20 protein-coding genes and 1 tRNA gene are annotated in these 24,349 nt (G+C 39.4%); 15 read left to right on the top strand and 6 right to left on the bottom strand.

Annotated features, from left to right (window positions below; genetic code table 11):
• Positions 1 to 8: 8 nt before the first annotated feature.
• Complete coding sequence (locus tag AAG807_RS07950) at positions 9 to 599, bottom strand: tRNA-(ms[2]io[6]A)-hydroxylase (RefSeq protein ID WP_341902160.1); 591 nt, start codon at positions 597 to 599, stop codon at positions 9 to 11.
• 152 nt (positions 600 to 751) lie between these two features.
• Between AAG807_RS07950 and AAG807_RS07945 the strand changes: the two genes are divergently transcribed.
• From AAG807_RS07945 to AAG807_RS07920, 6 genes are all read left to right on the top strand, one after another.
• Positions 752 to 2,386, top strand: coding sequence for an alkaline phosphatase family protein (locus AAG807_RS07945; protein WP_341902159.1), 1,635 nt, complete (start codon positions 752 to 754; stop codon positions 2,384 to 2,386).
• 362 nt (positions 2,387 to 2,748) lie between these two features.
• Positions 2,749 to 2,830, top strand: a tRNA-Leu gene (locus tag AAG807_RS07940).
• A gap of 78 nt (positions 2,831 to 2,908) precedes the next feature.
• Positions 2,909 to 4,261: a trigger factor gene (gene tig / locus AAG807_RS07935; RefSeq protein ID WP_341902155.1), complete on the top strand. Its 1,353-nt coding sequence runs from the start codon at positions 2,909 to 2,911 to the stop codon at positions 4,259 to 4,261.
• A 91-nt stretch (positions 4,262 to 4,352) separates the two neighbouring features.
• Positions 4,353 to 5,891, top strand: coding sequence for a sodium:solute symporter (locus AAG807_RS07930; protein ID WP_341902153.1), 1,539 nt, complete (start codon positions 4,353 to 4,355; stop codon positions 5,889 to 5,891).
• Positions 5,892 to 5,980: 89 nt separating this feature from the next.
• Positions 5,981 to 6,652 carry an HAD family phosphatase gene (locus tag AAG807_RS07925; RefSeq protein ID WP_341902152.1) on the top strand — a complete coding sequence of 224 codons (672 nt, stop codon included), beginning with the start codon at positions 5,981 to 5,983 and terminating at the stop codon, positions 6,650 to 6,652.
• Positions 6,653 to 6,815: 163 nt separating this feature from the next.
• Positions 6,816 to 7,958, top strand: coding sequence for a putative sugar nucleotidyl transferase (locus AAG807_RS07920; protein ID WP_341902151.1), 1,143 nt, complete (start codon positions 6,816 to 6,818; stop codon positions 7,956 to 7,958).
• Between the two features lie 18 nt (positions 7,959 to 7,976).
• On the opposite strand, the gene AAG807_RS07915 is transcribed toward AAG807_RS07920, so the two are convergent.
• Positions 7,977 to 8,639 (bottom strand): ion transporter, encoded by a 663-nt coding sequence (locus AAG807_RS07915; RefSeq protein WP_341902149.1) that lies wholly within the window; start codon positions 8,637 to 8,639, stop codon positions 7,977 to 7,979.
• A gap of 194 nt (positions 8,640 to 8,833) precedes the next feature.
• Between AAG807_RS07915 and AAG807_RS07910 the strand changes: the two genes are divergently transcribed.
• On the top strand, positions 8,834 to 11,683 hold the full coding sequence (locus tag AAG807_RS07910; RefSeq protein ID WP_341902148.1) for a T9SS type A sorting domain-containing protein: 2,850 nt from the start codon (positions 8,834 to 8,836) through the stop codon (positions 11,681 to 11,683).
• A gap of 255 nt (positions 11,684 to 11,938) precedes the next feature.
• Positions 11,939 to 12,424 carry an OmpA family protein gene (locus AAG807_RS07905; RefSeq protein WP_341902147.1) on the top strand — a complete coding sequence of 162 codons (486 nt, stop codon included), beginning with the start codon at positions 11,939 to 11,941 and terminating at the stop codon, positions 12,422 to 12,424.
• A 6-nt stretch (positions 12,425 to 12,430) separates the two neighbouring features.
• On the opposite strand, the gene AAG807_RS07900 is transcribed toward AAG807_RS07905, so the two are convergent.
• Positions 12,431 to 13,552 carry an acyl-CoA desaturase gene (locus tag AAG807_RS07900; RefSeq protein WP_341902146.1) on the bottom strand — a complete coding sequence of 374 codons (1,122 nt, stop codon included), beginning with the start codon at positions 13,550 to 13,552 and terminating at the stop codon, positions 12,431 to 12,433.
• Positions 13,553 to 13,902: 350 nt separating this feature from the next.
• Between AAG807_RS07900 and lon the strand changes: the two genes are divergently transcribed.
• Positions 13,903 to 16,320, top strand: coding sequence for an endopeptidase La (lon, locus tag AAG807_RS07895; protein WP_341902145.1), 2,418 nt, complete (start codon positions 13,903 to 13,905; stop codon positions 16,318 to 16,320).
• Positions 16,321 to 16,376: 56 nt separating this feature from the next.
• Here lon and AAG807_RS07890 read toward each other — a convergent pair whose 3' ends face one another.
• Genes AAG807_RS07890 through AAG807_RS07880 form a run of 3 tightly spaced genes read right to left on the bottom strand, consistent with a single transcriptional unit; the run spans position 16,377 to position 18,616 of the window.
• Positions 16,377 to 17,447 (bottom strand): cytochrome c peroxidase, encoded by a 1,071-nt coding sequence (locus AAG807_RS07890; RefSeq protein WP_341902143.1) that lies wholly within the window; start codon positions 17,445 to 17,447, stop codon positions 16,377 to 16,379.
• Complete coding sequence (locus AAG807_RS07885; RefSeq protein WP_341902142.1) at positions 17,404 to 18,171, bottom strand: MbnP family protein; 768 nt, start codon at positions 18,169 to 18,171, stop codon at positions 17,404 to 17,406. The genes AAG807_RS07890 and AAG807_RS07885 overlap by 44 nt, the downstream gene beginning before the upstream one ends.
• Before the next feature lie 34 nt (positions 18,172 to 18,205).
• Positions 18,206 to 18,616 carry a hypothetical protein gene (locus AAG807_RS07880; protein WP_341902141.1) on the bottom strand — a complete coding sequence of 137 codons (411 nt, stop codon included), beginning with the start codon at positions 18,614 to 18,616 and terminating at the stop codon, positions 18,206 to 18,208.
• 633 nt (positions 18,617 to 19,249) lie between these two features.
• Between AAG807_RS07880 and AAG807_RS07875 the strand changes: the two genes are divergently transcribed.
• The 6 genes from AAG807_RS07875 to AAG807_RS07850 all read left to right on the top strand — a co-directional run bounded on the left by AAG807_RS07875 (position 19,250) and on the right by AAG807_RS07850 (position 24,331).
• The gene (locus AAG807_RS07875) at positions 19,250 to 19,834 is read left to right on the top strand and encodes an SCO family protein (protein ID WP_341902139.1); all 585 of its coding nucleotides are present in this window, start codon (positions 19,250 to 19,252) and stop codon (positions 19,832 to 19,834) included.
• Between the two features lie 12 nt (positions 19,835 to 19,846).
• Complete coding sequence (locus AAG807_RS07870) at positions 19,847 to 20,239, top strand: hypothetical protein (RefSeq protein ID WP_341902137.1); 393 nt, start codon at positions 19,847 to 19,849, stop codon at positions 20,237 to 20,239.
• A gap of 28 nt (positions 20,240 to 20,267) precedes the next feature.
• Positions 20,268 to 21,131: a helix-turn-helix transcriptional regulator gene (locus AAG807_RS07865; protein WP_341902136.1), complete on the top strand. Its 864-nt coding sequence runs from the start codon at positions 20,268 to 20,270 to the stop codon at positions 21,129 to 21,131.
• A 235-nt stretch (positions 21,132 to 21,366) separates the two neighbouring features.
• Positions 21,367 to 22,821, top strand: coding sequence for a cytochrome c (locus tag AAG807_RS07860; protein ID WP_341902135.1), 1,455 nt, complete (start codon positions 21,367 to 21,369; stop codon positions 22,819 to 22,821).
• 23 nt (positions 22,822 to 22,844) lie between these two features.
• Positions 22,845 to 24,161, top strand: a complete 1,317-nt coding sequence (locus AAG807_RS07855) for a c-type cytochrome (protein WP_341902133.1) — start codon at positions 22,845 to 22,847, stop codon at positions 24,159 to 24,161.
• Between the two features lie 8 nt (positions 24,162 to 24,169).
• Entirely contained in the window at positions 24,170 to 24,331 is a 162-nt protein-coding gene (locus tag AAG807_RS07850; RefSeq protein ID WP_341902132.1) for a hypothetical protein, read from the top strand.
• Positions 24,332 to 24,349: the final 18 nt, after the last annotated feature.

Genomic DNA, 24,349 nt, shown 5'->3' with positions numbered 1-24,349 from the left:
CAATTAGTTTATCCGTGGATCGTTTCCCCTTTTCCGTATTTATCCATGAGCGAAGCTTCAAAATCCAGGAATTGTTGCCAGCGCGCGTCCACATTGATTCCTTCACCATATTTCCGTGCGAAATTCAAAAAGACGGTATAATGACGTGCCTCGCTTTCCATTAGACTGCGATAGAATCCGCGCAGATCGGCGTCATTGATTTCTTCTGACAAAATTTTAAACCGTTCACAGCTGCGTGCTTCGATCATGGCTGCAAAGAGTAATTGATTCACCAGGTGGGATTTTTTCGGATTTCCGGAATGCGTTACCTTGAGAAAACTGTGTAAATCATGAACATACGGATCTCTTCGTTCGAATCCCAGTTGATAGCCTCGTTCCAGGATCTTATCATGCACCATTCCGAAATGTTCCATTTCTTCCTGGCAAATTTCAATCATGGCTTTGACCATATCCGGATATTGAGGATACTGAACAATGATGGAAATCGCATTACTCGCCGCTTTTTGTTCGCAGAAGGCATGATCTGTCAGGATTTCTTCAATGTTTTTCTCTACAATATTCACCCAGCGCGGGTCAGTTGGCAATTTTAAACCTAACATAATTGAAATTTTACAGCGAATTTCGTAATTTCTTGAATTCAAATCCTAGTTTTGTTGGAATAATGTTTGTGTGGAAAGTAGAAATGAACTTTTGTGTTCTTCCGTGATCCTCCGTGGGAAATAATTCCAAGATTGTTTAAAGAAGATTGAATATGAAATTGTTATCGTTGGTATTACTTGTTTGTTTCGGGTTGAGCTCCAAGCAATCCTTTTCTCAAAAGAGCACACCAAAAGTGGTTGTTGGAATTGTCGTTGACCAAATGTGCTACGATTATCTGTATCGTTTTTATCCGCAATTCGGGAAAGATGGTTTCAAGCGATTGATGGACAAGGGAGCTCATTTCAGAAATGTGACTTATAATTATGTCCCTACTTTTACAGGGCCCGGACACGCATCAATCTATACAGGAAGTACACCAAGCAATCATGGAATTGTTGCCAATGATTGGTTTTACCGACCTTTTGGAAGAGAGGTGAATTGTGTGGAAGATACGACTGTTGCGACAGTAGGCTCATCCAGTTCATTCGGGAAATGCTCTCCCGTTTTTTTGCGTTCCAATACGATTACGGATCAATTGAAACTGACTTATCCGAGTTCCAGGGTAATTGGAGTTTCCATTAAGGATCGAAGTGCGATTTTACCTGCAGGTCATTTGTCTGATGGCTCTTATTGGTACGATTATGCAACCGGAAATTTTATCACATCCACTTTTTACAAGAAACAATTGCCGGGTTGGGTGAATCAATTCAATGAACTGCAATTGGTGTCAAAATTCGTGAATCAACCTTGGAATTTATTGAAGGATTCTGCTTGCTACACTTATATCAAACAAGATAATTCACCTTACGAAGCATTGGTAGGAGGGAAGACAAGTCCGGTTTTTCCTTATGATTTCAGTAAAGCGACACCGACTGACCAGTTGACCTTGTTTACGATCATGCCCGCTGCAAATACTTTTCTGACAGATTTTGCTATTCAGGCGCTTTCAAGAGAACAACTGGGGAAGCATGCAACGACGGACTTTTTGACCATTAGCTATTCCACTCCGGATATTGCCGGTCATGCTTTCGGACCGTATTCCCTGGAAATGGAAGACATGTATTTCCGCTTGGATCAGGAGTTGGCGCGTTTGTTCCAGACTTTGGATAAGGAAATCGGCAAAGGGCAATATGTCGTATTCTTGACTGCCGACCACGCTGTCGTTCCGGTTCCTCAGTTTTTAACGGATCATCAATTGCCGGGAGGATATTTATTCCTGAAAAACAAGATGGATAGTTTGCGCTCGGCATGTGTTGCGAAATTTGGAAAAGATTACTTGAATACCATCGATAACGACAATGTTTATTTGATAAATGATATTCTGGGAAAGGAATTGGAGCCTCAAGTCATATCATTCTTTAAAGCTGAAATTGCCAAGTGGACAGAGGTGAAGCGTGTGTTTACGAAGGAAGAATTGCAATCCAGAACTGCTGAGAACTGGCAGCAAATGGTTGCGTCAGGATATGATAAAGAGCGAAGTGGTGAATTGATTTTCATCCTTCAGCCGGGTTATTTGCCGAAAACTGCAGATACTCCGGGATCGCACAAAGGAACAAGTCACGGTTCCGCATTCAACTACGATACGCACGTTCCGGTTTTGTTTTATGGGAAAGGGATTCTCCCACAAGACATTTTCACACCTTATGAAATTGTAGATATTGCGGCAACCTTGGTTCATATATTGGATGTCCAGAGACCAAACACTGCGGTTGGCAAACCGATGGTGGAATTGTTTAAGAAGAAGTAGGTTTCTGCGGTGCATTCGACTACGCTCATTCACCCTTATGGGGTTGTTGCAGCGAGATAAAAAGTAGGCTGAGCTTAGTCGAAGGCACTTTTTTTACATTTTTTAATGAAAAAACGCTCCTTCCGCTTGCAAGATTTGAAATAATCACTAATTTTGTGCACCCAAATAGGGAATTAAGGAATGATCATCGGATCATTTAGGAATTGAAATAAGTTTATAAAAACACGGTTGTGTTTATATATAATATGCGGATGTGGTGATCCCGATAGCTATCGGGATGGTTGACACGCAAGGAATGATCATCGGATCATTTAGGAATTGAAATAAGTTTATAAAAACACGGTTGTGTTTATATATAATATGCGGATGTGGTGAAATTGGTAGACACGCTAGACTTAGGATCTAGTGCCGAGAGGTATGCGGGTTCGAGTCCCTCCATCCGCACTTTAAAAAATGGTCTCGTTGTTTGTCAATGAAGACCATTTTTTGTTTATACAAGTTAAGAATTTAAAAGAAAACGGAATGAACGTAACACGTCAAGAAGTTAATGCTCAAACAGCATTGTTAACGGTGCAGGTTTCACCGGCAGACTACCAAGGTAAAGTAGCTGCATCTTTAGATAAATATCGTAAGCAAGCGAAAATCCCTGGATTCCGTCCGGGTAAAGTTCCAATGGGTTTGATTCAGAAGCAATATGGAAAAGGTGTATTGGCTGAAGAAATGAACAAATTGGTTTCGGATGCTTTATATGCTTACGTACAGGAAAATAAATTAGATATTCTAGGAAATCCGATCCCGAAAGATGGAACGGAGGTTAAAGGAGATTTCGACAATCCGGGAGATTTTGAATTCGTTTACGAAATCGGTTATTCTCCGGCAATTGAGTTGAAATTGACGAATAAAAGCAAATACGATTACGTACAAGTAAAGATCGACGATAAATTAGTGGATCAACAAATTGATGATTTACGTCGTCGTTACGGAAAAATGACTTCTACTGATGAGGTGGGTGAAACAGACATGATTTTGGCTCAATTCGTTGAGTTGAATGAGGATGGATCAATCAAGGAAGGTGGAATCATGCATTCTTCAACAACTTCCATGGAGTTTATCGAAGATAAAAAGGTGAAAAAATCATTGGTTGGTAAAAAAGTAGGAGACAAAGTAACTATCTCTGCGTCTGCAATTACCCGAGGTGATAGCGATAAAGCTGCAATGCTTGGAATCAAACCGGAAGAATTGGCAAATCATTCCGATTCTTACCAAATGACAATCAACGACATCAAACGTATGGAGTTGGCTGAATTGAACCAGGATTTGTTTGACAAATTGTTCGGTGACGGAGCAGTTTCTTCTGAAAAGGAATTACGTGAGCGCATCGGGGCAGATTTGAAAAACATGTTTGCAAATGATTCCGATCGTTTGTTGACACGTGAAGTTTACCGTGACTTGGTAGAAAATACACCGGTAAATCTTCCGGATACATTCTTGAAACGTTGGATCCAATTGTCGAACGACAAACCGATCACGATCGAGCAAATTGAAGCTGATTACGATAGCTACGCGAAAGATTTGAAATGGCAGTTGATCCAAGGTCATATCTTCAAAGCGAATGATATCAAATTGGACAATGCAGAAGTGATTGAGTTCACAAAAGGATTAATTGCTAACCAGTTTGCACAGTATGGAATTCCTGCTCCTGAGGATGCAGAATTAACCAAACAAGCAGCAGGTGCTTTGCAAAATCGCGAAGAGGCAAATCGTATTTACGATATGTTGGCTGAAACAAAATTGACACAATACTTCAAGGATACCGTGAAATTGAACTCCAAAGAGATTTCTTATGATGAGTTCGTTGAAATGGCGGCGAAGTAAGCATATTTGAATTATAAAAAAGTCGGGGCGAAAAATTTTTCGCCCCGACTTTTTATTTATGGCTATTTTAGCTACTCGAATTGAAAATTCCATGAATAATACTTTAGCTCCCTGGATTATTGCCACGGTTTTGATCGCTTATTTTGCGGTACTCATCCTGATTTCATTTCTAACTTCCAGGAATGCAAATTCAGATTCCTTTTTTACAGGAAACAAACAAAGCCCATGGTATTTGGTTGCCTTCGGGATGATCGGAGCTTCACTTTCAGGAGTGACCTTCATTTCTGTTCCAGGTAAAGTGGCAAGTGAAGGAATGGCCTATTTTCAAATCGTTCTCGGATACGTCATTGGATATATTGTCATTGCTCAGGTATTGATGCCATTGTATTATCGACTGAATGTAACATCCATTTACCAGTATTTGCAAACCCGTTTTGGGCTTGTGAGCTATAAAACAGGAGCCAGTTTCTTCATTTTATCGCGAACACTCGGATCTGCAACCCGATTGTATTTGGCAACAGAAGTACTGCATTTGTTTTTGTTTAAAGATTTGGGAGTGGACTATTGGGTGACGGCTTTAACAACCGTTGTATTGATTTGGGTTTATACATTCAAAGGAGGGATAAAAACCATTGTTTATACGGACACTTTTCAAACTGTCTTTTTAATTAGTGCGGTCATTATTTGCACGGTCATTATTTCGAATGCTTTGGGAGTTAACTGGAGTGGATTGTATCATAAAATTACCACTGCTAAAACCTCCGGAAATTACTCCATGTCCCGTATCTTCTTTTTTGACGATCCGAATTCTCCCTTATACTTCTACAAACAGTTTTTCGGTGGAATGTTCCTGGCAATTGCAATGACCGGTTTGGATCAGGATCTGATGCAGAAGAATCTGACATGTAAGAACATTAAAGAGGCACAAAAAAACATGTATTCATTTACAACTGTTTTGGTCATTACGAACTTTCTGTTTTTGCTTTTAGGAGGAGCGTTGTACGTCTATGCGAATCATTATCAAATAGATTTACCGGTAAAAACGGATCATACTTTCCCTACTTTGGCATTAAATAATTTTGGGAAGGTTGCCGGAATCTTCTTCTTACTCGGAATCACTGCTTCGTCATACGCATCTGCAGATAGTGCGCTGGCAGCACTTACAACCGGATTCTGTATTGACTTCTTACATTTCGATCGCAAAACTGAAGCCCAAAAACAGCGTGTAAAATTGTTTGTTCACATCGGGTTTTCACTTCTGTTCCTAATCATTATTTTGCTTACAAAAGCCTATGTAGATGCTAATCCGAAAACAGATTTGATCGGGTTGATTCTCACCGTAGCAGGATATACTTACGGACCATTATTGGGCTTATTCACTTTCGGGATTGTTTTGAAACGAAAATTGAACGAATGGATGGTACCTCTGGTGTGTATTCTTGTTCCGATACTCTGTTACTATGTGAGTCAAAACATGCCTCTTTGGACAGGTGGAGTTAGAGTCGGAAAAGAAATTACAGGCGGATACCGTTTCGGAAACGAATTATTGATCCTGAACGGATTGTTGACTTTTATCGGTCTTTGGCTGATTTCGAAAAAAGTAGAATCTTTAGCTGTAACTTTAAAATAATATTAAAGATACCTTCGGCTCCGCTCATCACCTTTTAGAGGTAAGGACACTGAGCGAAGTCGAAGTGTAACCCTATGAACAATTGACTCATGATTCAAAAACCACAAGCATTTTTATTCGACCTGAACGGAACCATGATCAACGACATGGGATTCCATTTGGAAGTGTGGAACAAGATCTTGAATGAAGATTTAAACGCAGGTTTGACTTTAGATCAGGTAAAGCAGCAGATGTATGGGAAGAACCACGAATTGTTGGACCGTGTCTTTGGAAAAGGAGCGCTGAGTGAAGAAATTATTGAGCTATATTCTCAACGAAAAGAAGAGCTCTACCAGGAATTGTATCGACCTCATCTGGCATTGATTCCAGGTTTGGGAGGACTTTTTGAAGCTGCCCAAAGATCAGGGATTTCCATGGCAATCGGATCGGCGGCCAATCGTTTCAACATTGATTTTGTACTGGATAATTTGGCTATTCGCACCTACTTCCAAACTATTGTAGGTGCAGAAGATGTGATGGAGAGCAAGCCGAATCCGGAAGTGTTTCTGAAAGGCGCAACTTTGTTAGGTGTGGAACCCGAATCTTGTATTGTTTTTGAAGATGTGCCGAAAGGGGCAGAAGCAGCATTGAATGCAGGAATGAAAGTGATTATTGTCACAACAACCCATACCGCAGAAGAATTTGCCCAATATCCAAATGTCTTATTCTTCATTGAAGATTACACAGACCCACGTTTGAAGCAATTGCTTCAAACGAATTAAAAAGTCAAAATTAAAAATGCAAAAATATTCAGGAATCCTCTGGTAAGGTAATTCCAAATCTTGATTCTTCAATTTCGTAGATACTAAAAAAGCCTAAGACTCTTTTGAATTTTGACTTTTGCATTTTGAATTTCCCTATCTTCACTAAACAAATAGTATTGCCATGAACATCATCCTTCACGATAACGAACTACACTTGCGCTTCGCGCCATTGACACTTACACGACCTGTGGGTGACTTGAGAGTGGGAATTCTGACCAACAAGGAACGATGGGAAAAATGGATTCCGGAAGCTACAGTTTCATTTCAAACTGAAAAGTACATTTCGAAGAAGTTTCCTCGGGTTTCCGGTAAGGGAGAAGTGGAAGTGAATGCTGCGATTATTCCGAATGAAGCCATTGCCGCAGCAGTTGTGCTTCTGGAAGATAATCAGGTTCTGGTTTCAGAAGATACGTGGATTGCAAGAAGAGGAAATGCAAGTGAAAAGATTAAGTGGACAGAGCAACATCCTTTGGAATTGACACAACGTTGGGATTTATTCCAGAAGAATGATGAGATTCTGGTGGCAGATTATTTTTTATTGACAGGTGGAAGAGAATCCCAATACATTCCTGCGTCCAATACGATTATCGGTGATCCATCATTGATTTTCCTGGAAGCAGGAGCATCTGTTGAAGGATCGTTTTTAAATACCACTTCCGGACCGATCTATATCGCTAAGGATGCTGAGATTATGGAAGGCTCCATGATTCGCGGACCATTCTCCCTGGGGGAGCATGCCGTAGTGAAAATGGGTTCTAAAATATACGGAGCTACTACGATCGGGCCGTTTTGTAAGGTCGGAGGTGAAATCTCCAATTGTGTCTTTCAAGCATATTCGAATAAAGGACACGATGGATTCCTTGGGAATTCCATGGTTGGCGAATGGTGTAATTTTGGAGCGGACACCAACACTTCAAATCTGAAGAACAATTATTCGATGATCCGTTCCTGGTCTTATGAGCAAGGAGCGGAAGTGGAGACAGGTTTGCAATTCATGGGAGTCTGTATGGGCGATCACAGCAAATGTGCTATCAATACAATGTTCAATACAGCAACAGTTGTGGGAGTTTCCTGCAATGTTTTCGGAGGAGAGTTCCCTAAAAAGTTCATCCCTTCATTCTCCTGGGGAGCCGTAAACGGAACCGAATTGTTTGACCTGGCAAAAGCCAAACAATCTGCCAATGCTATGATGAGCAGACGTGGATTGGAATTGACAGAAGGCGATCTTTACCTCTTTGATTACCTGGCAAAGATCGGTGGGTAATCAGTTATCAGAACTAAATTACTTGACTTCCTGATCACCTTCTTTATTGTTAGCGACAAAAATAGAGGCTATATAAGCAGTAAAGGTTCCAAAAAATCCAACACCAAATGTCATTAAGACCATTGCCAAGATTCTACCTTCAGTCGTGACCGGGAATTTATCTCCATAACCAACAGTTGTAATAGTTGTATAGGTCCACCAAATTGCATCTTCAGCATTTTTAATATTACTTTTCGGATCTGTTTCAACTGCAAGAATAGCAATTGATGAGAATATTATTAAGAGAATAGCCAGTACAGAAACAGATGTTAAAGCTCCTTTTGCTTTATTAGCAAAAATATGATTGAGTAATTGTCGAGAAGAACGAAAAGCTCGAATGATTCTAAATAAACGGATTAATCTCAAAATCCTACCTGCGCGTAAGAAGTCAATCATCGGAATACATGCAAGTAAATCAATCCATCCCCATTTCATGAAAACGAGTTTATTCTCAGCTTGAATGAATCTGTATAGAAATTCAAAAAAGAAGAATATACAGATAGCATAATCAAAATAAGTGAGTAGTTTGGAGGTTTCAGAGGAAAGCACCCAAAAAGTATCAACGACTAATGCACCTAAAACATAAAAAGTTAAGATTATTACTGCAAGGTTTAAAAAGCCAAGTTTGTTATCATTGTTCATAGTGCTTATTTCATTTTGGATAAACAAACCTACTTAAAAAGTCAAACAGGGAGATGTATTAATCACTTAATTTAGCTAAATCAACACCAGAATCAATCATAAAGTATTTTGGAATACTAAACGAGTTACGTCCCAACCATTCCTTTATCTTAAACGTTATTAAAAATAATGTTTAACCCTTAAATTATTACACCATGAAGATAATTTCTACCTGTCTTTTTCTGTTGTTGAGTGGATTAGCCTTTTCACAATTTAGCAGAACATTTTTGCATGCAACACCAACTCGAAGCACTTTTTCGAGTTACACCTTTTTAGACGATCAAAGTCAGCAGCACTTGGTCAGTTTACTTCCGGGTACTTCTACTCAACTCCAATTACTAGACCAAAAGTTAAGTGTTCAGGGAGATGTGACGGAAGTGAATCATCAGAATTATACACTTGCGTTTCCTTTCGGTATAATCAATGAGTACATCCTCGGAGTAGCTGAAAATCAGAACGAGCGTTTTTATGTCCTGGAAGTCGGAGGTAATACTTCGTTGAATATCATTTGGCTTAAAGTCAACAAGACCACAGGTGCATTGATCAGTTCCTATACAAGTGCAGATACTTATCGCATGGGATATTTCGAAACCAAATTAATCGGAAATGAATTGGTTTCCTACCATGTAAAGAGTAGTGGAGGCTTAGTGCGTTTGGCAATGAACACGGCTTCTTTTACAGCTCCTGCTGAGGAAATGGTAGATGCAACAATCACTGCTTCTTTGAGTTTTTCCAATACAATCAATGGATACAAAAGTGGAAATTTACTGGTGGTAAACGGTCTTGAAAAAATCGTTTATTCCGGAGGATTAAGTTTTGCAAAGCTTTTCACCAGAACAGCGGCAAACACTTATTCTTCCGTTGCAACCGGAATAGCAACAACTAGATCTGTGAGCTCATTTTTGATCAATCCGACAACCATCGGGGTTACCAATGGAACGGCTGTTGAGCACTATAATGCCTCGGGAACTTTGGGCACTTCAGGAACCTTCTCAACGAATTCAATTCTCGCTATCAATCAAGTCGCATTTATAGACAATGGGTATCATATTTTCACCAAACCCAACGGAACAGGTTCGCCTTCAGCTTTCTTTAAAGCAAATGCTTCTTTTGCTATGACTGATTCTCTTAAAGGAATTGTTCCGGGTATTTATCAGATTTTCTCCTTGAATGGAGTGAATTTCATCCTTGGAAATGGATTGCAGAAAGGTGTTTCAGAAGATCTTTCAGGACAGGCAAGTAATGGAATGACTGTCTTCTGTGAAACCTATTCGGGAAAACCAACTTTGAACTTTTCGGAATATGCTTGCAACTTTGATCCGGGATCACATATCACTTCTTCAATAGGTTTGGGAACAAAAGTGATTACCAGCCCTAATGGATTGCCAGGATTAAATTACGACGGTCTTTCGGGAGTCTATAATTTAACGGAGCGGTTAGTCGGGTTTGCGGGAGCTAATGACACCATTTCAAATGCACTTTCAACTTACAATGATCAATACGATGAGCTTCCTGGTCCATATACGACAAACAGCATGTATGATGAATTGATGGAAGCAAAATACAACCGTCCTTATCATGTGAGCCTTCAAATGATTCAGGATCATTTGGATTCTCTTGCATCTGGTTCATCTGCTTATGTTCCTGTCTGGGAAATCAGCAATTGGCCGGCAAATGGGAATACAGCTTTGGGACAGGCTGCAAATTTGGCTCCATTTGTAGATGTCAATTCAAATGGAATATACGAACCACTTTTGGGAGATTATCCAAGTATCTACGGATCTGATTGTGTTTTCAGTATTACACATTACAGAGATAATGGAAACACGAATAAAGCACTTGAATTTCACAGTTATGTATATGTTCAACAATGTGATACCAGTGAGGTTTTTGATAATGTATTGATGCGGAAAGTAAAAGTGATTTCTCGCGGAGCAGAGATTGATTCCTTGTTCTTCGGAGGAATTTTCGATGGCGATTTGGGGAATTACAATGATGATTATTTCGGGTCGCATGTGGAGCTTGGAATGATTTACAATTACAATGGAGATTCGATGGATGAAGACAATTCCGGACGTAAAGGTTATCACGATACACTTGCTGTACAGGGAATCATGGTCTTGAAAGGATTCAAGCAGGCAAATGACGGATTAGACAATGGAATTGGAATTCAGGCTGGACAATCTGTAAATGGTTATGGTTTCAACGATGGAGTTACCGATAATGAATATGCAGGGTTAAATTCTTCAATCATATTTACAGGGACAAATGCTCCGGTTGGGCAATCAGATCCTGCGAATACCTTGCAATTGCTCAATACATTGAATGGATTGTGGCAATTGGGTGATCAGATGTATTATGGGGGAGTAGGATTTCCTGGTGCACCATGTGTGACAAGTATAGAGGCCAATTATATGTATCCTGCAGATTCCGATCCCTTACATTGGGGAACAGAAGGAACTACCCCTGGATTTGACTGGTCTGAATTTGAGCCATGTGGATCAGGCTCTACTTCAAACCCTGGCGGAGATCGTCGTGGTGCTTATTCTTTTGGGAAAACTGCTTTGAGTAATGGGGAATCGGTTGAGTTGGATTATGCTTATCTGATTAAACGTCAGAATGCGCCAGCAGCAACACTTTTTGAACCGGTAACCGATTTGTTCGTCAAAGCAGCAGCAGTTCGAAGTGCATTTTTAAGTAACGAAGGACCATGTGGAATTAACTTTGATCCGATTTCAGAGAGTCTTGGAATCGAAGAAAGCACAATCACTGGAGATTTGTTCACAGTGTATCCGAATCCAACAACAGGTTTGGTTCGAATCAATGGAATTTCAGAGGTCGGAGCAACAGTTCAGGTCTTTGATATGAATGGAAAGTTATTACAGACTGTAACGGGCTACCAAGCAATGCAGACGATTGATTTGAAAGAGTTGGATGGAAATCTGTTTATCCTTCGAATTCAAAGCGAATCAAAAACAGAACAAAAAAGAGTCGTGAAGTATTAACTAATCGAAATACCTCAATTTTAAAAACCATTCGTCTTACTGGCGGATGGTTTTTTTATTCCTCCAACTCATACATTTTTTTGGAAACACGAACACGTAATTCTTTGGCAACCTGATCTACCAGTGAGGAAGTGGTTGCCTTCTTGCAGGAAAGCCATGCTGCTCATCGCTATTGGGTAAGAACACTTACTGCGCTTTTTTTGAAAAATACAGAGAAGTAAGGTTTACCTTTTTCAAAAAGGGACATATGCTGTTATGAAAATAATTTTTTCACTAATCCTGATCTCTGTTTTACTTCCTTTCTTTGGGAAAGCTCAGGGAACGTTTAATTTCTCCGATACCGTATTTACTTTGGGACAGAGACATCGGTTAGCTCTTCGCTATGCACTGAGTGAAGGTCGTGTAATAGTCGATAGTACAAGTATTCTTCAGCTGGATAGTGTCATTCAATTCTTGAATAAAAACAGACAGGTTATTGTTGAAATTGGAGTCCATACAGATTCAAGAGGCGCTGATTCGTCAAATCTGAAAATGACCCAATGGCGTTCAGAACAAGTTAGAAATTATCTTGTAAAACAAGGTGTTCCGGAATCACAAATGACAGCTAAAGGCTATGGAGAAACTCAGTTGATTATTCCTGAAGAAGAAATCAACAAATACAAAAAGACCAATAAACTTCAATACGAAAAGCTGCATCAAATGAATCGAAGAACAGAGCTGAAAATTATTCGAATGGAATAGGGGTTCTCAAGCCCGAATTGCTTCTTCTTCTTCAACAACACAAGGTTTTCCCAGTTGGTACAGGAATGTAAAGTGCGAGTTCACAGCATTCATAAACGTTTGGTTCTCCAAATAAGGAACGCCAAATTCTTCTGCTGTCTCTTTCACAATTTCTGCAATGTGTGGATAGTGGACATGTGAGATATAAGGAAATAGATGATGTTCCACCTGGAAATTCAATCCTCCGACATACCAGGAAATCCATCTGCTTTTGCGAGCAAAGTTTGCAGTCGTTTGCAGCTGATGAATTGCCCAATCGTTTTCAATAATTCCTTCTGAATTTGGAAGCGGATGACTCGTTCCTTCAACTGTATGAGCCAATTGGAAAACCAATGCAAGAATAAATCCGGCAATTGCCTGCATGATCAAAAAACCACCGATAGTTGCACCCACCGGTAAACCAACGATACCGATTGGCAAGTAGAGAATAATGAAAAAGTAAACAGCTTTCAAGGAAATGATCTGAATGAACTTGCGCACATTGCTTTTCTTCTCTTCACAAAAAGTTTGGTGTTTGCGGTATTGAATGAACTGAACAAAATCCTTAAAGGTCACCCAATATAAAGTCAATATGGAATAAAAGAACACCACATAGATGAATTGAAACCGGTGATACCCTTTTCGTTCGGAGTGCGGACAAAAACGCATCAGTAACTTGTCATCAATATCTTCATCCATATTCGCAATGTTCGTATAGGTGTGATGTAACACGTTGTGCTGCATTTTCCAGTTACAAACAGAGCCACCCAACAAGTTGAGCGTGTGTCCCATGAAATAGTTGAGTGTCTTATTCTTCGAAAAAGCTCCGTGATTTGCATCGTGCATGACGCTCATTCCGATACCCGCCAAAGCGAATCCCATGAGTGACCAAAGTAACAATTGTGCAAAAACAGGAAGTTGGATAGTGAGAATCAGGATGAAAGGAGTAAGATAGATAGTCAGAAGAGCGAAGGCCTTGATATACAACTTACGGTTTCCTTGTTTTTTTATCTTGTTTCCGCTGAAGTATCCGTCAACGCGTTTTTTTAAGGTGGGAAAGAAGTGTTCAAGATCTTTCTTCTTCCATTTCACCGAACCTATTTCGCTCATTCAAATCTGTTAGGCTGGCAAGATAGGTATAAAAACCAGCTTTCTATCAATTATTCAGGATTGCCCACTGAATGATTTAGGATTAATTATAAAATAAATGGTTCCATTCACCTAATTTCCCTAAGAATATAAGGATTAAAATTGTACAGGGGCTTGATGGGATTCCAAGATACTTCGAAGTTAACTCTGGGTTTACAATAGATATTCTTTAGAAATAAGAAATTGCTGTCAATTCGTCAGGGATTTTTAATTGGCACAACACTTGACAATCCCTATCGTCAACCATTCATTTGAAACTTGTCAATTGGATTGATAAGAATAATGACATTTTGGCGTTAATATACACATACATGAAAGATTCATTCGATAATACAATCATTGTCTCATCTGGAGAAGATGCAGAATTTTTGCCTTTGATGTCTCAGGACGATGAAGACAATATGAATAAGGAGATATTCCCGGAAGACTTACCGATCTTACCTTTGCGAAATAATGTACTGTTTCCGGGGGTAATGATTCCGATTACCATAGGAAGAGATAAATCACTGAAGTTGTTGCAAGATGCGAACAGCGGAAAGAAAATCATAGGAGTGGTCGCTCAAATCGACCAGGAAGAGGAAAGTCCGGAGTTCAATGACTTGCATCGGGTTGGTACAGTTGCTCAAATTGTTCGCCTGTTGAAAATGCCTGATGGTTCATCAACGGTGATCATTCAGGGAAAACGACGTTTCGAAATTGTGGAGCCGAATCAAACGGAACCCTACATGCGGGCGAAAGTGAATTTCCTGACGGAGATTTTACCTGAGAAAGATGATCAGGAGATGGATTTGTTGTTCCGGAATGTAAAGGAATTGGCACTTCAAATTATTAAAGACAGTCCGAACATTCCTTCGGAAGCAGCATTTGCAATTGGAAATATTGAGTCGCCAACGTTTATGGTGAATTTCATTTCATCCAATATGAATGCCGATGTGAAGAAGAAACAAGAGTTATTAGAAGAATTGGATTTCCGCAAACGTGCACGTATGGTTGTGGAACATCTGACATTGGAATCTCAATTACTGGAAATGCGCAATGAGATTCAATCCAAAGTAAGATTGGATATGGACCGTCAACAACGGGAATATTTCTTGCATCAGCAGATCCGTACCATTCAGGACGAATTGGGAGATAATCCACAGGAACAGGATGCGAAAGATCTGGAAGATCGCGCAGCTAAAAAGTTGTGGTCAAAAGAAGTTTCGAAATTATTCTATAAAGAGTTGGCAAAATTGCAACGGATGAATCCGCAAGGAGCAGAGTACACCGTGCAATTGAATTACCTGGATACCTTGCTGGATTTGCCTTGGAATGAGTATTCAACCGACAACCTGGATTTGAAACGCGCGGCAAAGATTCTGGAACGCGATCATTTCGGTTTGGAAAAAGTGAAGGAACGTATTTTGGAGTACCTGGCAGTGTTGAAACTGAAAGGCGATATGAAGTCACCGATCTTGTGTTTTTACGGACCTCCGGGAGTTGGTAAAACCTCCTTAGGTAAATCCGTAGCAGAAGCTTTGGGAAGAAAATATGTGCGCATGTCTTTGGGAGGTGTGCATGACGAGGCTGAAATCCGTGGACACCGCAAAACCTACATTGGCGCAATGCCGGGTCGTGTGATTCAGCATTTGAAAAAAGCAGGTTCAGCCAATCCGGTATTCGTATTGGATGAAATTGATAAACTGGGAAGAAGTAATCACGGAGATCCATCTTCCGCTTTATTGGAAGTTTTGGATCCGGAGCAGAACAGCGCTTTTTACGATAATTATGTAGAAACAGAATTTGACTTGTCCAAAGTCATGTTCATAGCAACTGCGAATAGCTTATCTACCGTTCAGGGTCCTTTATTGGATCGGATGGAAATCATCGAAGTGAACGGATATACGATTGAAGAAAAAATTGAAATCGCGAAAAAGCACTTGCTACCGAAACAATTGGAAGCACACGGAATCACCAAAAAACAATTGGTCGTTGATCGCAAAACATTGGAGCGAATCATTGAAAATTATACCAATGAATCCGGAGTACGTGGATTGGATAAAAAGTTAGCGAAATTGGCTCGTCACAGAGCAAAACAAGTGGCTTTGGAAGAGAAATTCGAAGAAAAGATCGATATCGAAGAATTGGCAACCATTTTAGGAGCAGGTCGTGAAAAAACGAAATACGACAACAACGATGTTCCGGGAGTGGTAACTGGTTTGGCCTGGACAAGTGTCGGAGGTGATATTTTGTTTATCGAATCCTCTCTGACAAAAGGAAAAGGAAAATTGACTTTGACAGGAAACTTGGGAGATGTCATGAAAGAATCTGCAGTCATTGCTTTGGAGTTTTTAAAAGCTCACAGCGATTGGTTGGATTTGGAGCAAGATGTGTTCGAAGAGAAAAATGTGCACATCCATGTTCCGGAAGGAGCAACTCCAAAAGATGGACCAAGTGCAGGTATCACCATGTTGACTTCATTGGCAAGTTCATTCTCCGGAAGAAAAGTGAAAAAGAATTTAGCTATGACAGGAGAAATCACCTTGCGTGGGGAAGTACTTCCTGTTGGAGGAATCAAAGAGAAAATTCTGGCTGCCAAACGCGCAAATATCAAAGAGATCATCTTGTGTGAACGCAACCGAAAGGATGTAGAGGAAATCACTGCTGACTACGTGAAAGGATTGAAATTCCATTATGTGAAAATGATGCGGGAAGTCATAGACTTAGCTTTAGAAAAGAAAAGTAAATAAAAAAATGGTTCGTCAGAAGACGAACCATTTTTGTTTAAACTAATTCCTGCTAATGCTCAGTTTTTTGGTTCAGACAACCAATAATCTGACAAAAGAGTTTCATCGTTTAGCGTGCGCAGGAATGCGATAATCTGTGTTTTTTCACTAGCTGTTAAAGGAATCCCATTGTCCAATAACGGATCCAAGGTATTCGTATGCTTAACTCCTGAATTGTAGTGCTCCAAGACTTGGTTAATCGTATAAAAACGACCGTCGTGCATGTACGGATACGTCATCAATACATTTCTCAATGTTGGCACTTTGAATTTCCCTAAATCACTGGATTGTTGCGTAATCAATGCCCTTCCTTGATCTGAAAAAGTAAGGTCAAGTCCATTGTTCCGGAAGGAGTAATCGGTAAACAAAGGTTCTGTATGACATTGACTACATTTTTGCTGAAACAAGCTGTATCCCTCTTGTTCTGTAGCAGTAAAGCTGACTTCACCTCGTTTCATTTGGTCGTATTTCGAATTGGTTGAAACAATCATCATCATAAACTGAGCAAGGGACTTCAAGATACGTTGGTCGGTTACCTCTTCCGTTCCGTAAGCTTCTTTGAACAATTTTTTGTACCGTTCGGAAGCTTTCAATTTGAGAATGATATTGGCCAAAGATTCATTCATTTCAACCGGATTTGTGAGTGGGGCAATTGGCATGACTTCAATATGATTGATGCCTCCGTCCCACATAAACGATGGTGACCAGGCCAAATTCACAATGGACGGCGAATTACGCGTCCCAACCAAATTATTTACTCCGGGACTTAAGGCAGTGTTATGTCCCGCGAAAGCATGCGAATTGGCATGACAAGATGCACAGGAAACCGTTCCGTCCGAAGAAAGCAAGGGATCATAAAACAATACCCTTCCCAATGTAAACTTTTGGAAGTTCTGCTTATTGTTTTCAAAATTGTAGACCGGTGCCGGAAAATAATCCGGAGAATTGAATTCCCACTTTTTATAGGGTTCAACGGTCGCTTTTCGGCACGACAGCACCAAACTACTAGCTGCAAGAACAACTAGTAGTTTGGATGTTATCTTTAATTTATTCATGGATGTGCTCAAACTCAAATGATCCGTAGAAATCATCTGCCATGGTTTTAGCATCGGAACCCGGCATGTGGATCATGGAGTTCATACTGACACTTCCAACAGTTTGCCAAAGTGTTTGCGGAGCTGCAGATAAGTGAATTTGACAATGTCCGTTTCCTGTTACTGATAAGCTATTACCAACAAAATTGTGCGATTTGGTTGTGACCACGTTGTTTGAACCGGAGAAACCTCCAAGGTGGAAAGCAAATGAACCACCCATACTTGCATCCGGGGAGATTCCTTCTGCTTTCAACATGATGTATCCTGAATTCCAACTCCAAAACATTCCCAAAGATGGAGATAGATCACCATCTTGAGCTCCGGAAACATTGCGTGTGCTGTCAACACCAAGTACATATTGTACATCTGTGTATTCCCCATAAGGAACACCTGTCAATTGAACCGATGGTGTTGTCCCGTTTGCTAAATCCAATAAGAAGTAGCTGTTAGGTTGTGTCCACCAAGTTCCATCGTCTTTTTTCAGGCGAATATTGGAGATATAGTATTTGAAAGTGGTGAAATTCAAGGAATCTCCTGTTAATGGATTGACCAAATCGGTATTCAAAGCGAATTCCAAACTGTCTTGCCAAGAATGTTCAATTTTAAGTGTGACAACATCGGTTCCTGTAGTAGGAGTTGTGGGTTCAATTTTATCTTTTTTACAAGCTACAGCTATAGTCAATACAAGGGCAGTTACACCCAGTTTAAATGTGTTTTTCATGATGTTTTTTCTAATAAAAATTAATCGATTTCGGTTAAGCGGCTAATGCAGAATTAGAAAAACAATTGGGTGGTCGAAAACAAGTGCTGATGTAAAATTGAGCTGAATTTCCCCGATAAATCCCTCCTTTTGAAGTAGATTCCGCTGGAACACTTAGATCCAGTGAGTTTGAAACGAAATTCTCAACGAAAAGCAGAAATTCGGTGGATTTGATGTTCTTTGGATTGAAGGGAGCTTTTGATTCGTGATAATCGGATTCGATTTTCTTGAGCTGCAAGGAAAGGTAACATTTTCCCTCACAATGCATGAGTGGATTGTTCTTGTTGATACAGTAAAGTTCAGTAATCTTGCTTTGGTTGATTTTCCAGTCAATGAAAATAGCTGTCTTCAAGGAAGCTTGTATCAAAAAGGAACAAATAACCAAAAAAAGTACGAATCTTTTCACGCCCCAAAAGTAAGATTTTTGTATGAAAGTAAAAACAAATGGTTTGATTTGTATTTTCTCGTCATAGGTACAGACTTAAGAAAATCACTTTGTTTGTCAAGAAACTTTCAGGAAATTTTCCGATTCATTTTTTTGCTGATATACTGACTGAGCTTTTGATTATTCTTCATCTCTCCAAGAGATTTATAAATGTCGTAAAATAGTTTGACGATGTAGATGAATAATACCGTATCCAAAAAAATCAAAAGATTCATCATTTTAATCTGATTTGAGTGCCAAATGTCAACTTTTTCTGAGGAATGGGGGAGTTTTAAAAAGGATAGTAATACTCATTTTCAATTCATTAAGTGATGTTTTTTAGGTTTTTTATATCGTTTTTTACTTCTGCCCATTCTTAAAAGAATAAGCTTAGTTGTTGCTCTGTCTCAATTTTGGGATTTTGAGGACTTGTTTGAGTGTTTCAAGTCTTCAAGGAAGGATACCGGGAAGGAGCAAAGTTTCGTACTTTTGTGAATCATTTATTAGGATAAGAGGGGAATGATAAAAAATAGTTCATGGAAAAGATTGAATTTTCGCGGTTATAAAGGCTTCCTTCTTTTTTTGATTCTTTTTTTGGGGGGATTTGCTTGTAATATGAGACCTAACAGTTCAAGTGAACTTCCGTATTTAGGAAATCCCGAGATTGTTGAAAAACAGATAAACGGAAAAACTGTTCTGGATACGGTTTATCCTTTTGTTCCTCCTTACAGTTTTGTTGATCAGGATAGTAATTTGGTTACAAATGAAACCTTTCGGGGGAAGATATATGTGGTCGATTTTATTTTCCTTTCTTGTCCAACCATTTGTCCGAAGATGACTAGGGAGCTAAATCAGGTATACCGAACATTCAGAAGAGAAAAAGACGTGCTATTCCTCTCACATACGATTGATCCTTTAAACGATTCAATTCCAAGGCTTAAGACCTATGCTTTGAGTCTGAAAGCTGTTTCATCTAAATGGCACTTTGTTACCGGAAATCAGGATGAAATTATGGATATTGCTGACAAAGGGTATTATTCCATTGCAAAAAAGGATAGTTTGTCTCCTGGAGGGTATGCACACAGTGGAGGATTATTGTTAATAGACAGAAAAGGTCATATTCGCGGGGTTTATGACGGAACGAATCATCAGGAAACAATTAGACTGGAGGCAGATATTAAGTTGCTTTTAGAAGAATAAGAAGCGATGAAAATGAAAAGAACAGTGATAGTGCTTCTGTTGAGTTGTTTGCTGATACAGCTATTCTATGGGCTTTATATTGTTGGTTCATTTTATGTTAATCGGGATTACATTGCCCGGGATTTATGTATCAATAGGTTTGATAAAATTCCGGTTTGTAAAGGAAGTTGTTATCTGGAAAAACAATTATCCGAACACGAGGAAAAGCAATTACCCAAGCATCCTTCCGGTAAATTCAAGCAGTTCGAATGGACTTTTTATTGGGAGGAATCTTTTACCTGCAAGGAATCTGCTGTTTTTGATGAACCGGATTGCTCCGAATCTTTTTTTACCCGGAAATCAACACTCTTTACTTTTCACCCCCTAATTTTTCATCCTCCGCAAACAAATCAGGTAATCAGTTAGTTCATATTTAAAACGCAAACAAAAAGTTATGACCAGAAGTGGAATAGCTGTTTGCAACCTGCAACTTTTTGGTTCCGGTAACGTTCAGTTTTGGATGAGGTCATTAACCGGTTTATTGACGGATTATCCCATCTTGGAAGAACCTCATGTACAGGATTTTTATTGCTTGTTGTTTATAGAACAAGCAGAGGGGGAAATTGTCATTGATGATGAACAGATTCGTTTGGATCAGGAATTAGTTATTGTAATAAAGCCAGGTTGCGTCAGCAAAATACAGATGAATAAGCAGGCAAAGGGGATGATTATTGCATTCTCAGAGAATTTTTTTTCCTTGAGATACAACAACAATTTATTGCATCAGTTTAAGTTTTTGAAGGCAGAAACAAAGTCTTTTCTGCGTCTGAAGGAAGAGCTGATGAATTCTTGCGGCCAGTTAATAGAATGGATGCAGCTGGAATTTTCCGGGCGCCACAAAGAACGTATGCTCGTGCTGCGATCTTATTTAAATATTTTATTGTTTAGTCTTGAACGAAATTGGAGCTCGGGATTAGTGAAAATGGAAACGAATCATCAGTTGGATCGTTTGAGAAAATTTGAAGGGCTAGTTGAAGCGCATTTTTCGGAGTGGAAATTACCAGTCAACTATGCGGCCAAGTTATCTGTAACTCCTAATTATTTGAACAAATTGTGTAAAAGGGAATACGGAATGACAGCCGGTGAAATCATTCGGAGACGAATCGTATTGGAATCGCAGCGCTTGTTGCATTACACTTCGATGACGGTTTATGAAATTGCTGAGAAATTGGGGTTTGATAATTCTTCTTACTTTATTTCATTCTTCAAAAAATATACGAAACTCACCCCTGAGCAGTATCGAAAATCAAACAGTTAATGGGGTTTGTAAGATAGCCGGTTCAGAATAAGGAGATAAGAAGATGTGACAAGACTAAAAAAGAGTTGATTTGAATTGAAAAGTAACAGTCGAAGGAATGCTTTTGACAAGTATTGTCCCGAAACAGAATAGGCGCAGGAACGATTAATAGGGTTTCCTGCGCTTTTGTTTTAGCTCGTTTTGCATTGTAAGTACCCAATTTTGCAGCACGAATTTTTCAATGAAATAAACGAATATGGATTTCCCGATGTTTCACCTCGATTGGCTCAATGACCGCTTTTTAATTGCGATGATTGCCATTCTGCACGTTTTTATTAATCATGGATTAGCAGTAGGATTTATACCCTACATTACCTGGCTGGAAAACAAAGGAGTAGTAAAAGCCGGAAAAGACCAAATAACAGACTTGGAATGGGATAAACTGATCTATAAAAAGATGAAAGTTGCTTTCATTATAACAACCACGATTGGCGCTATGACGGGTGTTGGAATCTGGTTTTCGGTTGCTTTGGTCAGTCCGACCTCCATTGGTAGTTTGATTCGGGTATTTTACTGGGCTTGGTTTACGGAATGGATTGTTTTCGTAACGGAAGTTGTTCTGATTCTAATCTATTTCTTGACATGGAAGAATTCCAATACCTCCTTGAAAGCGAAACTAAGACATATTCGGTTCGGTTGGTTTCTATCTATTTTCTCTTGGGTGACGATGGTATTAATTGTAGCCATTTTAGGATTTATGATGGATCCGGGCAATTGGAACAATGAGCACACCCTATTGAATGGATTTTCAAATCCGATTTATCTACCACAATTATTTTTCAGAACACCCACCGCAATGTTGGTAGGTGGTGTTTTCGGAATGCTACTCACAACCATTTTCACCAGACGTGGAAGTGAATTGAGAGCGAAAGCCATTAAATATGCAGCCAAATGGATGTTGGCTTGGACTCCATTGGTTATTGCCGGAGCTATTTATTATTGGAGTGTGATGCCGGAAGCCATGAAGGAAAACATGAGCACGGCGGTTGGGACAATGGAGTTCACGGAATACTATAATTTGCTTAAATACTTCATTGTCGGTACGGCCTCATTATCTGTTTTATTAGCGATTTGGGCACTTTTCCGTTCGGTGAAAATCCGTTTCGTTCATGTGCTGATTCCGTGCCTGTTCACTTTTGGATTTCTAGGGATTTTTGAACGAGTGCGTGAGTTTATACGGAAGCCCTATGTAATTGGAGGATACATGTATTCCAATTTATTGCGTGAAGAAGATTATCCGCTTTATAAGAAAGATGGAATTCTCAAATATGCAACTTATACTTCTGTAACTGAGATTACCGAAGAGAACAAGTTGGAAGCAGGGAAGGATGTTTTTATGAATACCTGCAGCCGCTGTCACACGACTCAGGGGGTGAATTCCATTGTTTATGTGTTTGAACGAATTTATGGATTCAATAAACCGATTCAGGAATTGGATATCATCTCGTATGTCCCGAGCATGCACAACGGGCGCACCTTTATGCCACCCTTTCCGGGAAATTCCAAAGAGTTAGAAGCTTTGGCCGCATATATCAAGCATTTGCAACAAACAGGTGAGGGTTTGGAAGGAGCGCAAACAACCGGAGTTCAAATAAATCCTTACAACTCCGCTTCATCCGTTGCTGAAAGAAGTGAAATGAAAAATAAATAAATAAATAACCAATTGATAGATAGATGAATACGCCAATTCCGAAAGACATTCCCTTAAGTTTGCCATTACCTGAATGGTTGCTGGTTACCCTCCTTGTTGTCTCATTTTTGCTCCATATTGTGTTCATACAGTTAATGGTGGGAGGAAGTATTGTAACGCTCTGGGCACAAATTAAAGGTTTGAAAAACAAAGAATACGATACTTTTGCGCATGAAATTGCTAAAACAATTACCGTCAATAAGAGTATGGCTGTTGTTCTCGGGATTGCTCCTTTGTTGAGTATCAACACGCTCTACACGATTTATTTTTATTCGGCAAATGCGCTCACCGGATTTGCATGGATTATGATTATTCCATTAGTCATTGTTGCGTTTTTGCTTACTTATCTGCATAAGTATTCTTGGAAAGCCCTAGAAAATAACAAGATGGTTCATGTTTCTATCATGGCGCTGGCTGTTTTGATTTTTCTTTTTATTCCGTTGATTTTTCTAGCAAATGTGAATCTGATGATGTTCCCTGAAAAATGGGGAACGATTCAAGGGTTTCTTAGTGCGATGACTTTGCCCAATGTATTTCCAAGATACTTCGAATTTTTAGGTGCTTGCATTGCAGTTACCGGAATCTTTATTGTTTGGTACAACGGAAGAAAGTCTTATGCAGTCAGTACGATTTATTCCGTATTTAAAGTTGTTGATTTAAAGCGTTTGGGGTACCGGATTACCATTCTTGGATTGGGATTGCAGTTGTTTTTTGGAATCATAGTACTCTTTACTTTGCCTTCCAAAGGAATTTCTTTTGAATTGATAGGGATAATGGTTGTAGCAGGGGGCTTGTTGGCGCTAGCTTTATGGTTTTGTTATAAAACACTGATTAATACAGATGAATACATCAACCTGCATTTTAAAAAAATCATTTTTTCCATGTTGGCTTTTTTGATCCTCTATGGAGGAAGTCGTCAACTATATCGCCATCATTCATTAGAGAAGCATCAATCCTTAGTAGCAGCAAACACCAAAGAATTTCAGCGTTTGAGTAAAGAAGCACGAGAAAATCCGGTAGTAGAAAGTGAATTGGAAATTGACCCTTCACTAGGAGAGGTTGCTAAAGGAGCTGCTATTTTTCAGGCCAATTGTGCAGGTTGTCATAAACAAAATGAAAAATTGGTTGGACCGCCCATGACTGAAATGGTTTCTATTTATGAAAAAAATGAACAAGGTTTAAGAGATTGGGTAAGAAAGCCCGGTAAGAAAAGAGCGGATTATCCGCAAATGCCAGCTTTTTCGCAACTCTCAGATGATGATCTGAAAGAACTGTCTAAATATATATTATCCATTAAATAAATTCGAAAATGACACTAGTAATTATTGCAGATATTTTGATGTTTTTCTACATCGCTAAATTGTTAATCGATGTAAATGCTTTCGCAACGAAGTTGAGTAAAGAGAAGGTTATCACTTCCAACCCGAATAAATTGGAAAAAGAATATCAGTTCATCAAAGGATTGTACTGAAATGAATTGAACGGAATA

Source organism: Fluviicola taffensis DSM 16823 (assembly GCF_943372375.1).
Lineage (GTDB): Bacteria > Bacteroidota > Bacteroidia > Flavobacteriales_D > Crocinitomicaceae > Fluviicola > Fluviicola taffensis_A.
This window is presented reverse-complemented; position numbering and strand designations above follow the sequence as displayed.